The 14916-nt window shown below is 63.3% G+C and carries 6 protein-coding genes; 2 read left to right on the top strand and 4 right to left on the bottom strand.

Features of this window, described 5'->3' with window-relative positions; all coding sequences use genetic code 11:
• Window positions 1-177: 177 nt before the first annotated feature.
• Complete coding sequence (locus BV071_RS11435) at window positions 178-2727, top strand: beta-L-arabinofuranosidase domain-containing protein (protein WP_052573162.1); 2550 nt, start codon at window positions 178-180, stop codon at window positions 2725-2727.
• Between the two features lie 168 nt (window positions 2728-2895).
• Here the strand turns inward: BV071_RS11435 and BV071_RS11430 are convergent, their stop codons facing one another.
• The 3 genes from BV071_RS11430 to BV071_RS11420 all read right to left on the bottom strand — a co-directional run bounded on the left by BV071_RS11430 (window position 2896) and on the right by BV071_RS11420 (window position 8143).
• On the bottom strand, window positions 2896-6027 hold the full coding sequence (locus BV071_RS11430) for a Calx-beta domain-containing protein (RefSeq protein WP_035606594.1): 3132 nt from the start codon (window positions 6025-6027) through the stop codon (window positions 2896-2898).
• Window positions 6028-6259: 232 nt separating this feature from the next.
• Window positions 6260-7450, bottom strand: a complete 1191-nt coding sequence (locus BV071_RS11425; protein WP_035606591.1) for an OmpA family protein — start codon at window positions 7448-7450, stop codon at window positions 6260-6262.
• A 57-nt stretch (window positions 7451-7507) separates the two neighbouring features.
• On the bottom strand, window positions 7508-8143 hold the full coding sequence (locus BV071_RS11420; protein WP_035606589.1) for an HAD hydrolase-like protein: 636 nt from the start codon (window positions 8141-8143) through the stop codon (window positions 7508-7510).
• Between the two features lie 220 nt (window positions 8144-8363).
• Between BV071_RS11420 and BV071_RS11415 the strand changes: the two genes are divergently transcribed.
• Window positions 8364-13799 (top strand): hypothetical protein, encoded by a 5436-nt coding sequence (locus BV071_RS11415; protein WP_265594339.1) that lies wholly within the window; start codon window positions 8364-8366, stop codon window positions 13797-13799.
• Here BV071_RS11415 and tsaD read toward each other — a convergent pair whose 3' ends face one another.
• The gene (gene tsaD / locus BV071_RS11410) at window positions 13800-14831 is read right to left on the bottom strand and encodes a tRNA (adenosine(37)-N6)-threonylcarbamoyltransferase complex transferase subunit TsaD (protein ID WP_035606904.1); all 1032 of its coding nucleotides are present in this window, start codon (window positions 14829-14831) and stop codon (window positions 13800-13802) included.
• Between the last annotated feature and the right edge of the window lie 85 nt (window positions 14832-14916).

The following is a 14916-nucleotide window of genomic DNA, read 5'->3' as shown; positions in this document are numbered from 1 at the left end:
ACCAAGGGCATTTTCTCCCGGGCTTTTCAAATTTCGCGGGATTTCGCGTTTTTCGCGGTTAACTGCTTCTTTGTCGCTCGGCCCAAGGAATTTCCCGATTGATCTGTGTCAACAGGTCAAACAGGTTTGAAATATGGTGAATGAATTCCAGAATCCGCCCGTAACCCCGCTCCGCCGATGACCACCCGCAAGCTTCTCGCCACCGCCAGCCCGCTCGTCCTCTTGGGAATTTCCGTTTCGCTGGCTGACCCGGCCACTGCCCCGACTGGGAACAAGGCGCCGCTGGAGAAGGGTCATTTCACCGCGCTGCCGCTGGGCAGTGTGAGGCCGCAGGGCTGGCTGAAGCACCAGCTCGAGCTCCAGCGCGACGGTCTGACCGGTCATGCGGGCGAGCTGCTGGAGGCCGTGAGCAAGGACAGCGCCTGGCGTGGGGGCAAGGGCGAGAACTGGGAGAAAGGTCCCTATTACCTGAAAGGCCTCGTGTCGCTCGCTTGGGGGCTCGACGACAAGAAGCTGGAGGCGGATGCCAAGGCTTGGATCGATGACATCCTTGCGACCCAAGTGGATAGCGGTTTCTACGGACCCAAGGACAACCTGGACTGGTGGCCGCGGATGGTCGTGAACTACCTGCTGCGGGACTACCAGGAAGCCACCGGCGATGCGCGGGTGATTCCCTTCCTCACGAAGTACTACGCCTACATGAATTCGAAGATCGATGGCGATCACCTGCGCGACTGGGGCAAGGCCCGCGCGGGGGACGAGATCGACAACATCTTCTGGCTCTACAACCGCACCGGCGAGGCGTCGCTGCTGACGCTCTCCGACAAGCTGGCGCAGCAGGCCTATCCCTGGACCGACATTTTCACGAACAACCGCTTCCTGCAGTTCGGCGACGACTATCAGCCGAAGCACGGGGTGAATGTGCCGCAGGCGCTGAAGATGCCGGCGGTGTATTCGCAGCGCTCCGGCAAGGAAGAGGACCGCAAGGCCTATGCCGCGGGTGTCGCCAATCTGGATCGCGATCACGGTCTCGCGGTGGGCATCAACTCCGGCACTGAGTTCCTCGCCGGGCAGTCGACCACGCAGGGCATTGAGCTTTGCTCGGTGGTGGAGCGGATGCTGAGCGATGCCACGGCGCTGCGGGTGTTGGGCGATGCCAGCATCGGCGACAGCCTTGAGCGGATGGCCTACAACGCACTGCCGGGCTCGCTGTCAGAGGACATCCACCAGCACGTGTACTACTGCGTGCCGAACAACGCGATCGCGGTGCGGGCGAGCAAGGGCTTCAACCAGGACTATGACAACGGCAACGTGCCCTCGCCGATCTCCGGCTTCCACTGCTGCTGCTACAACTTCCACATGGGCTGGCCGAAGTTCGTGCAGAACTCTTGGGCCGCCACTCCGGACAAGGGCCTGGCGATGCTGGCGCTGGCACCCACCGAGCGGAGCGCCACGGTGGGTGACGGCTCGAAGATCATGCTGCGCGCGGAGACCGACTATCCCTTCGGCGATACGGTGAAGATCCGCATCGCCACGCCGTCTGAGGTGAGCTTCCCGCTTTCAGTCCGGATTCCGGGCTGGTGCGATGCCGCCTCTCTAACGGTTAACGGCCAAGCTGAGGTTGCCCCAAAGGCCGGCAGCTTCGCGCGGATCGAGCGCAAGTGGAAGCAGGGCGATGAAGTCCTGCTCAAGCTGCCGATGAAGGTGCAGGTGCATCCGGGGATCAAGGGCAGCGTGTCCGTGACCCGCGGGCCGCTCGTCTATGCGCTCGGCATCAAGGAAGAGCACAAGAGCTACGCGAAGGAGAAGGATGACCGCAATGCGAAGTGGGCAAAGCTCGGCTTCGACTCCTATGAGATCCTCCCAGAGTCGGCATGGAACTATGCCCTGGTGCTGGATCCCGCGAATCCCGCCGCGTCCTTCGAATTCAAGTCGGCAGGTGCGCTGCCGGATAATCCCTTTGCCCGCTCGAAGACGCCGGTGAGCCTGAGCGTAAAGGCGAAGAAGATCGACTGGAGCCTGGTGCCGAGTGGTGCCGTGGTCTATGATCCGCCGCAATCGCCGGTGGCGTCCGCGGCTCCTGAAGAGAATCTCACGCTGATTCCCTTTGGTGCCGGGATGCTGCGCATGACCAGCCTGCCGGTTGTGGGTAAGCCGGGTGCGCCGGTGGAGTCCTTTGCGGACAAGTTCGGCGAGGGTCAGTTCAAGGATTGGGTGCCCTATGGCGGCGGCTGGTTCGCGAAGGAGGGGGTGCTCTATGGAGTGAGCAACCAGAATCCGAAGAGCGCTGGCACGCCGGGGATCAAGGCGGTGGTGCCGGGCGCGGTGTTCTCCGATCTGGTCTATGACGGCACGGTGAAGCTCAGCGACAAGGGCGATGCCGGATTACTCTTTCGTGTTAGCCAGGCAGCACTCGGGCCGGATATCTATCGCGGCTACTATGCCGGGGTGAGCATCGAGAAACAGGAGATCGTGCTGGGTAAGGCCGACAACAAGTGGACTCAGCTCAAGAGCGTGCCCTTCGAGGTCAAGGAAGGCGAGCCCTACGCGATCCGCGTCGAGGCGGAAGGCAAGGCGATCCGGGTGTTTGTGGGTGACATGGACACGCCGAAGATCGAGGTGGAGGATGGGAGTTTCGCGGAAGGCTGCATCGGAATCCGGCGCTATACGGCACAGGGCGAAGATGGGCCAGTGGGCTTCTCGAAGATCAAGGCGAGCGGGATGTGAGGATGGGCAAGGCCCTCTGGTGATGGAGTGTGGCGGCACGACGCCGCTTTGGCTTGGTGAGGACTTTCTTCCTGCCAATCCGGAACCGTTGACCGCAGCGGCATCTACTCGCAGCCCAAGCAGCGTCGTGCCGCCGCACTCCATGGGACGGCTCGCAGGGCGCCAGTCTTAGGGTGCTTGAGGCGTCACCAGACGATAGAAACCAGTGGCCTCTGCACCGTGGGAAATCACCAGCTCTTCGGTGTGGGTGGATGCGGAAGTCGCGATACTTGCTTCCACCTCCCACTCCGGATCGTTGAGGTCAACCTTGTGCTGGATGGTGTAGGCCTTGCCCGCGAGCGCTTGGAAGCTCAGATGGATTTGCCCGTCGGATTCGAGGGTCATGTGCAAGGCGAGCACCGATGATGCATCCACCGGTGAGGTCCCGGCGATGAACTCGGCTTCGTTGCTCTGGCCATCGCCATCCGCGTCATCCTCCGGCAGTCCGCCACCTGCTTGGTTCGCGCCATTGCCAAACCAAGTGTAGAGGAAGGCATCGAGCGGAGCTTCCGTTAGATCGACGGTGACGACTGCGGGTGCTCCCAGACTGGCATACACCGGCGAGGAAAGCTGCAGGTCGAAGCTCTTCGTGGGTCCCGTGGCAGTAGGGTGGAGCAGGGGAATCGAAACGATCTTCGGCGCCGTATCGCCATCATCCCAGTTGAGCGTGCCGGATGTCGCGGTGAAATCCGTGCCTGCCACCGCGCTGCCGTTTTGGGTCGCGTATTGGACGCTCGCGGGACCCATCGATCCGCCAGTGCGCTGCACCGCGACCTCGGCGGAGGATGCGGACTTGATGTAGCTCAGCAGCGCGTCTGCCGATTGTAGCGTGCCGGACGGGTGGTTGCCCTTCCAGTAGGCCAGCAGATCGAGCAGGGCCTGCGGCGTGTTCGTCGGGGTGGTGCCACCGGCTTGGTCCGCGGTATTGATGCCATGGCAATTTGCGCAGGTGCGGATCTCGCCCGGTTGGAAAGTCACCCAGAAGCGTTCCCGGACTTGGGCCGTCAGGTTCGCGTCATTGTCGAGCAGTTGCCAGGTCAAGGCCTTGCCCGCAGGCACGATGGCAGCGACCGAACTGTCATTCCCCAGCTTCACCGCGCCCGGTGGTGCTCCGGGTGTGGCCAGATTTTCACTGAAGCCGTCATGCATCGGCGTGGCCATCACGCGCCGTCCCGGTGCCGGAGTGGCACCGCCCAACAGATAACCGCGGCGCAGGTCGGCTTGGATGAATTGCGACCAAGCGACATTGTAAACCGTGCCGCTGCTACCGGTGGCGACAAGCTGCTGGCCGCTCCAGGCATTGCGCAGGTTGAAGGGCTGCTGGCGGTCGTGCTGGTCGCGCTTCAGGACATTGCGGCTCACGCTCAGCGCGTAGTTATGGTCCGTCAGCCACTTCTTGAAGCTCGGCAAGTGAACCTGTGCGGTGGTGAAGGCCCCCGCCTCGATCGGATCGACACCCGCCGCCGGGACGTTTGCGGGAAGCTGCGTGCTGACCACCTCCACCGGATCAAGCTCCCACGCCGGCACATTGGTGAAAGTCACCGCCTGCGCCTGACCCGGCACGAAGTAAGTCGAGCTGATTGTGATGCCGCTGGTGAGCGTCAGATCCGGCACATAGGTGGAAGAGCCGGTGGTCTGTGGCTTGAGCGATTGGATGCGGAAGGGCGTGAACCAGGACTGCGGCGTGGCCAAAGTACCGTGGTTGTAATCGGCGCGGTCCGCGGCCGCAGTGGAGGCTACCAGATTGCCATCCTTCAGCGGTAGCGGTGTGCGATAGACGGTGACCGGTGAGGCCAGTGGGGAGAAGGGTGTCGGCGGCGAGGTCACGTGCATGCCGACCTGCACGATCGGGAGCGCGCCGGGATTCGCGGTGACGAAGCCAACTTGCATGGTGTCCGGGTTCACACCGCCCCCGGCATTCGTGAGCTTGATGATCCGGCCGGCTGCATGCGAGCCGAGGTCCACGGCATCCACCCCGTAGTAGGTCCCCGGGTGCTGCGGGTCCTCGCGGATCGAGAAGAAGTTGCCGAAGCCATTGTGCACGGTCAGCCCGCCGTAGCCCGGAGCGATGGCAGAGTTGAGATCCACCAGGGCGTTGTCCGTGAGGAAACTCTTGCGGGTAACGCCAGCAGCCACCTCCTGGCGTCCGACGTGATTCAGCAGCTCACCGCCGCTGCCATCCAGCTGGATCATCCAGGGCATGAAGACATTCGTCGTCGTGCCGGCGATCACATTGGTCATGGTGCCGTTTACATTGGCGGCCCAAGGAAACTCGGTGCGCAGCGTGCGCTTGTCCGCATTGCGCGGCTCCGGGAAATTGTCGAGATGCGGGCCGGTGCCATAGAGGACTCCCGGCGCGAAGTCCGCCAAGGGGCCTTCATCAGCGAAGTTGCCCGAGCCATTGCCAGTGCGGAACCAGCCGCCGAAAGTGTTCGGTGCCGGCTCACCGTAGCTGGCGTCGCTGTCGCGCTCGTCGGTCACGGCCTCGATGTCGCGTGAGAGGTGATCCCAGTTGATGAAGACGATCCGGCCGAAGCTATCGACGCTCGCGTTGAAGGAGCCGCTGGGCGAGTGATGCAGGAGTTGCAGCTTCGCAGTGGCAGTATTCAGCTTCCACAAGCCGCTGACGGTTGGCAGCCCGAGGTATTCCTCGCGCTGGCGCAGGTGGGCTTGGCCATTGTAGGGCCGGTCGCTGGAGAAGATGATCTGATCATCCGGCGTGTAGGCCGGCATGATGTTGTTGTAAGGCGGCTGGTTCGCCACCTTGGTGATCACCGGCTTCACGTTCGCACTGAGCTGCGCCTGCGTGGGCAGGGTGATCTCGTACAACTGCCAGAAGAACTCGGTGTCGTCCGCAGGGCCGGTCGGCGCGCCGATCACCATGCTGAAGATCGCCCGGCCCACGCCCCAGTGGACATGCGGATTGCGCACCGCCACGGTGTTGAAGTCGGGCTTGCCGCCGGGGATGGCTGACCAATCGGCTCCAGCGAGCAGATCGACCTGCTGGTGATTGAGTGCTGGTGTCGCATTCGGGCCGAAGCGCACCCACAAGGAGCCGCCGCGTCCGGCGAAGGCAGTGCCGCCAAGGTGATTCCCGAAGGGCGAAACACAGGACATGTAACTCTGGGTCACCGTCCGCGTGTTCACCTCCTCCGGCATCGGCACCTGGGTGACGAAGAGGATCGGGTTCGACGGGTCCCCGGCGAAGAGGCGCGGGGCAAGGAGGAACAAAGCCGCGAAGAGGGAGGTCTTGGGGCGCATGGGTGTGCTGGCAGGGCCTGTCGGACTTCTTATCCGAGAAAGCGCGAACCGACAAACTTAATGCGCCTTGATGGTCAAGGGTATCTCCTGAGTTCGGCGTAGGGGTTTTTCGCACAAGCAGTCGCGAGCCGGGCTTTGGAGATCCGGCGCATCACGGCAAAAATAAGGCGAGCTTCTCAAGGAAGCTCGCCTTCGAAATGGCGCTGGCAGATCGGCGCTCCGCCCTCCAAGTTCACTCTCCCGGCGCTGGCGGCGGCGGAGGCACGGAGTTGGCAGAAGCAGTCTTCGGCATGATCTGCCAGACTTCGCAAATCTGGTTGCGCTCGGGCCGGCTGGAGCCGAAGCGATCGGTCTGGCCGAGGTAGGCCGCTTGGACCTGTTGGCCTGGCTTCTTGGCGGCGTCGAGGATCTGGGCCACGGCGGTGGCACGGTCGGAGGAGAGCACGCGGTTGTTGTCCACATTGCCGGTTTCGGAAGCGTAGCCGATCACGACGATGTAGGCATTGTCCGCAGCTTCGCCCGCATAGCCGCGCACGCGTTCGATGTCTTCCGGCGCGAGCTCGGAGGAGCCGGTCACGAATTCTACCTTGCCGAAACTAACCGCGCCGAGCTTCACCCCGTATTGGCTGTAAGCTTGGGCAATCTCGGAATCGGATTTCCCTTCGAGTTGGCGGAGGTTGCGGAAGAGTTCGACCGCTTCTTTGAACATTTGGGCTTCGGTGCCGGCGAAGAGCGAGGTCTTGGACAGCCGGGCCTGCAGCTCGGCGACCTGGGCACGCAGGCGGTCGCGCTCGGATGTGGCTTGGGTCAGCATCTGCTTGAGCTCGTCCGGGCCCTTGCCGAGACGGGCGATTTCCTTCTGCAGCGTGTCGATCGTGCTGGTCGCGCGCTCGAGGTCCGCGCGCAGCTTCGGCACGTTGGCGCCGTCGAGCAGGGCCTGATTGAGCTGGTTTTGGAGGGCCTCGCTCTTCTCGCGGAGGATCGTTTGGAGCTGGAGGGCGTCGCTCAGTTCCTTGGCGGTCTTGGCGCGCTCGGCATCCTTGTCGGCGATCAAGTCCTTCACGCCCTTCGACAGGGCTACCAGAGTCGCGGCGTCGTCGGTGATGCGCTTGGCAATCGCCTCCGCGGAGTCGCGGGTCTCACCGGTGTAGAGCGGGGAGAGGCCGAGCTTGGCGCGATCCTGATTGACGTTCTCCTGCATCAGTTGCAGGCGCGCCTTCATGTCCCGCATGGCGGGGTCATCGGTGGCGGCGGTATCGTTCCCGCCAGCGTCCTTCGGCTTCAGGGCGAGCGCCACCAGCACCCCGAGCAGGACCACGACCATGAAGCCGAGAATCAGCACGGAAGGCGGCATCGTCGGCTTGGTGACGACGGGTTCGGGGGCCTGCGGCTCCGGCGGGGAGATGGAGGGATCGGGATTCATGGAGGCGGAGCTTGCCGATGGCCCGACGAATGTCGAACCCGGAAATTGCGGGGCAGTTCAGCCCTCGGAGAACAGCCCCAGGAGCTCCGCCGGGGTGTGTAGCAAGTGCTCCGGTGCCAGGATCCGCAGGGAGTCTGCCGAATTGAAGCCCCAGGTCACCGCAGCCATTGGCACGTCGGCCTTTTTGGCGGCCTTTACGTCCCGGATCTCGTCGCCCACGTAGAGCATGGATTCCGGGCGGACGGAGAAGGTCTTGCAGATCGCCCGCAGGTGCTTGGACTTGCCGGTCAGCTTCGAGGTGGAGGAAATGAAGTCGAAGTGCTGGCGGAGGCCGTGGGCCTTCAGGAAGAGATCGACATTTGCCGTGGCATTCGAGGTCAGGATGCCGAAGCTATCCACCCGTTGGCGCAGCTCAGGCAGGATCTCGGCAATTCCAGAGATCAGCGGCAGATTGGTGATATTGCCGCGCATCAGCGAGGTGCCCCGCGAGAGCAGGGAAGGGACCTTGCGCTTCGGGATGTCGAGGTGGTCCAGCAGCTCCAGCAGCGAGAAATTCCGCAGCACGGGCAGCTCCTCCGCGCTCACCTCGCGGAGTCGGTACTCCGGGGCCAAGTGGTTGTAGATCCGGCGGCTCTCCTCGAGCGTGTCTGCGAGGGTGCCGTCGAAGTCGAAAATGACCGTGCTATAAGGCATTTGGGTGAACGAAAGGTAAAGGCAATGAACACGCAAGAACCGCTTGCCGGAAAGCGAAAACGTCACCTGATCAGGTGCGGCGCGACTGAATTTTCACCGGCTCTTCATCGGAATTCTTCAAGGAAGCGCCCAGATACGCGTTCAAAGATGTAGGAAGGTGCTGCTAGCCTGTCCTACGCGATATCGCTTTTCCCTCCCAAACCCTATGAATGCCCGGTGGATGCTTTGCCTTGCGGCCCTTTCCTGCGGATTGCAGGTGAGCCCGGCCGATATTTTGGACGACGTGGGAATCGCTCCGGCGGATCTCCAGAGAGCTGACCACGGTCCCATGCGGGAGGGGCCGCGGCCTCTGCTGGCGGGCTTCGCGCTCTCCGATGCGCATGCGAAGCAGATGGAGGCGAGCCCAGGCTCACTCGAGGGCCGGGGAGATTTCGCGAAGGCCCTGACCATGGCGAAGGGCTTGGACCAAGTGCGTCTGCTGGTGCGGGTGGGACGTCAAGCGGAAGCCTCCGCCGCCTTCACGGATGAGATGGTGGCCGGGCTTTCTCAATTGGAGAGAGCGAAGCCGCTCGAACGCCTCCAGCAGGCATGCCGGCCGCTTGAGGATGCCGGATCGTGGGAGGCTCTGGGGAGCTTCCTCGCGCTGGTGGAGGAAAAGTTGAAGACACCAGAATGGAAGGCTGCGGTGTGGTCCGAGGAATTGGATGTGGCATGGCATCGCGACCTGCTGCCCAAGCTGCTCGCGGATGCTGCGGCCAAGGATCCCTTCAAGTTGGCCGTATTGCACTTCCGGCTCGGGAATAAAAGGGAGAGCGAGGCCGCCGTAGCACCGCTCGCTGCCAAGGCGGATCCCGCGGCGCTGCTGGAAATGATGGAGATCCTGCCGCGAAGCGAGGCGCTGGAAGCCGCGGGGATTGCATTGTGGAAGAGCGCGGACTTGCCGCTGCCGCAGCGGCAGCAGCTGTGGGGCTTGCTGGACGGATTGGTGGCGCGTGAGGAGTTCATGGCTCTCTTCGTCGAATGGATTGATCGCGGAGGCGATGCCACTCAGTTGGCAGCGGAGATTTGGGAGCGGTGGATCGGCACGCTTCAGGACAATCCGGCACGGCAAGCGATTCTGGAGAAGCTGGTCCAGCGCTGGCCGGACGAGCCGCGATTTGCGATTCTGTTAGGTAGATTTCTGGTCGAACCCCAGCCGGAGCGGGCGGTTGGATTGTTCGAGAAGGCGGCTCGTGGGCCCTTCAGCCAAATACCCAATCCAGATCCCTATCAGTGGCGCTTTGACAACCTGCGCGCTGTTTCGCGCGGGGTCACCGGGGATACCACCTATGTCGCCTTGGGCTACCTCGGCATGATGCATCGGCAGGATCGCATCCATCCCTTGCTCGCGGGGCGGAAGGACTTCGCGGAACTGCCCGAGATTGACCGCGCCCGCTACTTGGCGGCGGCAGGTATGGATCACGAGTTTGTCCGAACCGTCCTAGAAGCGGACCTCACCAAGCCGGAGAACGAGGTGCTGCCGGAACTGCTGGTGCGGACGCTAAAGGAGCGGAGCCAGGATCGGATCATTCCGCCGGAGATCCTCGCCGGGCTCATGAAGAAGTTCCCCGAGCTCATCTTGGGTGGCTCAAGCCGGACCGCACGCAGGCTGAGCCAGACACCCCAAGACCTTTTCGAGATTTTCGTGGAGAACAAGGTCGATCCGGTACTGCTCAAGGAGTCGACCGCGCGCCTGATGGACGGAGTGCGGCAGCGCTTCCCCGATCAGGAGCGAACGATCGGATTCTGGCTTCGCACGGTGAGCAGCCGCGCTGCGGGCTATCAGGATGTCGTTCCTCCGGAGCCGGTGCAGCCCCAGGCACAAGCGGCGGAAAAGACGCCCGAGTATCAGGCGCAGGAGAAGTCCCTGAAGAAGGCTGTGGAGTTACAACAGGTGCTGGCGCTGTTTCCGATGCCGGAGATTCGTCGGATCGGCTCCGGCTTCCCCGAAGCGCCCGGGACCAGGTCGCGGATGCAATACACCTCCCGCGCGAGATCGAATCCGCTCGCCGGCATGGACCGCTGGGAAATGGGCACATTGGATCAGTTGCCGTCGGTGAATGGCGAGATGCTGAGCCAGGTCATGCGCTCGCTGGGGAAAGATCATCCACGCCGCGTGCCTGCCGAGATCCTGATTGCCAGCGGCAGCCTCGCTTGTCCTGACGCGACTTTGAAGGGAGAGGCAGCGGCAAGTGTGCAAGCCCTGATGGAGGGGAAGAAAGAGGCGAGGGGAACGGAGCTGTTCCGCTACTCGCGCTTGATGGCGGAAAGCCGGGAGCCTGCGGTCCTGCTGCCGGTGTTAGAGGATCTGGTCAAACTCCCGCCGACCTTGCAGAAGTCTTTTCTCCAAACGATGGGGAATCTGGGGCGTCCCTTCGAAGCGCCGTCCGAGCTGGTCTATCAGTTCATCGTGAATCCCGCTGCCGCGAAGGAAGATGGCTTCCGCGAGGACGGCACGGAGGCGCGCTTGATCAACATGGCGCGGACGGATCAAGCGGGTGGCGGACTGGGGCTGGAGCTCGCGGAGAAGGTGCTGGATCGATACTTGGCCAGCTCCGCCCTGGAGCGTGGCCCGGGGATGGGCCGACGCGGCTTTGCTCCTGGACGTGGCGGCATGGACCGGCGGGATGGTGTAAACCTTCAAGCAGCAGCCAAGGTCGCGGTGGAGGTGCTGCGCAAGCAAGAGAAGCTCGAAGCGTGGCGCGAGCGGGCGACCGCAAAGCTGGAGATCTTCGGGATGTTCGATGCCGAGATTCAGGGCTGGTTCAGCCGCCTGGAAGGAACCGGGGATCCGGCCGCGCAGCCGGCACTGGCGCGGGAGAAGCCGGGCGTGAATGCTCCCAATCCGCAGCAAGCCATGGTCCTCTTGCGCGAGGCCCTGAAGACGCAGGACCCGGAGCGGGTCCTCGCCGTCTTCCGCGAGATATCCCAGGGCAGGCCGGAACTCATCGCGGACGCAACTTGCCTGGAGGTCTTGGGGCCGGAGCGAGCGCGCGCCGTGCTGGATGCGATTGTGGCTGCGCCCATGACCGGGCGCGGGCCTGAAATGCACCAGGCAGGGCTTCTTCATCGATACTTCCTCAACGCTGATCCGGCTTTGGCCGCGGGCTTGAGGGAGTGGCTTGCGGGCCAATCGGGCTGGTTGCATCGCCGGCAGGCTGGACCGCTGATGGCGGAGCAATTGGTTGCGGCTGGAGACAAGGCCGCGGCGGTGGAGCTGCTGCTCAGGCCATTGATTGTGCCCGGTGAGCGCAGCGGGGAGCCATGGGCCTTTCCCCGGAAGCAAGCCAACGAAGGTCGCCGACGCGAATCGAACCGGGATGCGGTCCTGTATGAGGCAGACCTCGAAGTGCTCGCGAAGTGGAAGCTGCTGGATGCCGCGGTCAAGCGGGCGCAGGAGTTGGGCGATATCTCTCCTTTGGAAGTGGTGCTCCTGAAGCTGGCTGCGAATCCGGTGGCGAAGACCTTCGAAACGGAGGCTGTGCCTTTGCTGGCGCAAATGGACGACATGCTTCGTTCCAATCTGGTGAGCCGCTGGGAGAACACTTTCAAGAAGCTGCCCAATGCTTCCGATCTCATGGTGCGCCTGCTTGAGGAGCGGAGCTATCGCCGTGAAAACGATACAAGTTCCATGAGCTACTCGATCCGGGAGGCTTCGCAGTATCCCGGCAGCAGCGCGATGATCGGGCGCATGTGGCAACGCATGGCCAGGGAGCTCGCCGAGGGCAAGCGCAAGGACGAGGCCGCCAAGGATGCCCGACGGATCGTGGCCGCCATGGTTCTGGCGGCGGACGACGCCACTTGGAAGAACTACTGGGCTTGGCGTAGTTCGGATCCGGAGCCGATTGGTGAACTTGAGGACTTCCCGCTTCACGGTGGGCTGGAGGAAGGCGTGCAGCCTGAGCGGGCCCGGCAGGTGATGGCGCGGTCGGTGAAGGAGATCGGCCTGCTGGGTGATCCCGACCAGGCCTTCGGTTGGGTCGCCACCGTGCTGGCTACCGGTGATCTGGAGCTTTTGAAAGAGCTCCGCGAAAAGATTACTGGCGATGCACCGGAAGTCGCGGCTTTCTGTAGTCAGACCCTGGGCCGGCCTACGGGAGTCTTCCCTTGGTTGGAGGCGGGACGTCTTCCTGGCGGGGAAGTCGCGCTCTCGTGGAATCTGGTCACCTCGGATTCCGGTGTGCCTGGCCAAGTGATGCGCGACGTGCCCATGGCCAAGGTGCCGGCCATGGATGGGAAGTTCGACCTGGAGATCCTGGCGGGCAAGGACAGCAGCAAGCTGGAAGTGCTCCAGAAAGTGCCGGTGGCCCCTAACAAGGATCGCCTCAAGCTGAAGGTCCCGGAGGGCGTGAAGTATTTCGCGCTGCGTTTTGCTGAGTCCGGCAGCGGGCGTTCGCGGGAAACCACTCCCATCGAGCTTCAAGAGAACCGCGGTCTGGTGGAGTTGCCCGCGGAGGCGGAGCTGCTCGCGAAGGGCATGGCGCGGAAGCAGGAAAACGGCCCCAGCGGTTCACCGGCCTATCAGATTCCCCTCGGTCATCACGGTGAGGTGGAGATCGCCAACCTCGAGTGGAACGGCGCCGACTCCTTCCAGTTTGATGCCTGGATCTCGGGTGGCGGGGTCTTGCAGATGGAATTTCTCGATGAGCTGGGCGCAGTCGTCGAGACGCGTGATGAGAACCCGATGGATGCATTCCGGATGGCGTGGCAGAAGCGCGGTATGACGCAGCAGGGGTTCAATATTCCGGCGCGCACCGCCCGCATCCGCTTTGGCTATCATGGCACCGGCGGCGCGGAGGGAGCCCACTATTTCTCGGTCTCCGATGCGCGGATCCTGCGCACGCCGGGGCCGGCACTTCCGGCGGGCTTTGAAAAGATGGCCAAGGTCCCGGGCCGCCCGATGGCCGTCGCCTTGTCTCCGGACGGCGAGAAGTTGGCGGTGGGGCTGGACGATGGCAGGCTTGCCATCGCCGATCTCAAATCGGGCAAGGTGAGCACCAGCCGCGAGGAGGTCTCCTTGGTGCCGCGGGATAGCCAGTTGGCCGTGTCCAGCCTGAGCTGGCTGGGGAAGGATCTGTATGTGGTCGACAAGAAGGAGCGGCTCCGTCGCTTCGACACCGCGACACTGGCTCCCACGCTGGTGCGGCAGTTCAAGAACCGTGCGGATGATCCCAAGCTGCATCTGACGCCCGATGGCAAATGGTTGCTCGCTTGGATCAATGGCGAGCACCTGCTCCTGATTCCTTCTGGAGGTGGCGCGTCGCGTGAGATGTCCCTGGGGCCAAATGATGCCGTCAGGCCTGCTGCGGATGGCATCTATCTGTTGAGGGAAGACCGGAAGTGGGAATTCCTGAAGATCGGGGACTTCGGGCAAGGGCAAGCCGGAGAGTCGGCTCCGCCCGAGATTTCCGTTGGCGGCGAGAGGCCCGGCGAGGTGCAAGTTCCCCGCATTTGGGAAGGTCGCCTGCGCTTGGGCGAAAGGCTTGCCGCGCACGAGCAAACGGACGGCAAGGCCATCGTCTCCCTCCCGGTATCAAGGGAGCTGAGCTTCGATCCCAAGGATGGAACGATCTACTATGTGGATAGTCGCGGCAATATTGTCCGCGTGAAGCCCTGATCAATCCGCTGCCACCAAGGACAGGTTCGGATTGATGTCGCCATCGAGCGGTGATGACTTGCCATGGAAGGCATGCTGCAGCGCGGCGAAACCGATCATCGCCGCGTTGTCCGTGCACAGTCCGGGCGACGCGAGCGCGAGCTCGATGCCCTCCCGTCCGCACGCCTTGGCAAATGCCTCGCGCAAGGCCTTGTTCAAGCTCACCCCACCGGAGAGCGCGATGATCTTGCGTCCGGTGTGCCGCGCGGCCTTGAGTGTCTTCTTCACCAGCACCTCGATCACCGCTTCTTGGAAGGAGGCGCAAAGATCCGCGAGCTCGTCCGGCAAGGGCGTGCCGGTCTCAGGATTGCGTTGTGAGAGCGTGTAGAGCACCGCGGTCTTGAGTCCGGAGAAGGAAAAATCGAAGCCCGGCTCCTTCATCATCGAGCGCGGGAAGTTGAAGGCATCGCATCGTCCACCGCGTGCCATCTTCTCGATCTCAGGACCGCCGGGGTAGGGGAGGCCGAGCATCTTGCCGACCTTGTCAAAGGCCTCGCCCGCCGCGTCATCGCGCGTGCCACCGAGCTTGCGATACTTCCCGGGTGCCGCCACGTCCAAGAGAAGCGTGTGCCCACCAGAGACGATCAGCCCGAGGTGAGGCGGAACCACACCGGTGCCGACGAAGGGTGAGAGCAAATGCCCTTCCAAATGATTCACCGCCAGGAAGGGCTTTCCCGCCGCCGCGGCCATGGCCTTCGCCGCCGTGGCTCCGATCAACAGTGACGACGCCAGCCCCGGACCCGAGGTGGCGGCGAAGACATCGACCTCATTGATCGCCACGCCGGCATGTGCCAGCGCCTGCTCGACCAGCGGCCGCAGGTGCAGCGAGTGATTGCGCGAGGCCACCTCCGGCACCACCCCGCCATACTGCCGGTGCAATTCGATTTGCGAGGCGATCTCAGAAGACAGGATCTCCGCCGGTTGCCCCGGCTCGCCACGCAGGATGGCGACCGCGGTTTCATCGCAGGAGGATTCGAGGGCGAGCAGGAGCACGTCGCGAGGTTCCAAGGAAGACCCGCCGCGTGCCAAGGAAAGAATCCGCGGCTTGTGCCGGGCCGCTTGTCGGCTAGCATGGCGA

The organism is Haloferula sp. BvORR071 (genome assembly GCF_000739615.1).
Taxonomy (GTDB): domain Bacteria; phylum Verrucomicrobiota; class Verrucomicrobiia; order Verrucomicrobiales; family Akkermansiaceae; genus Haloferula.
The sequence above is the reverse complement of the archived record's forward strand: the minus strand, read 5'-3'. Positions and strand labels throughout refer to the sequence as shown.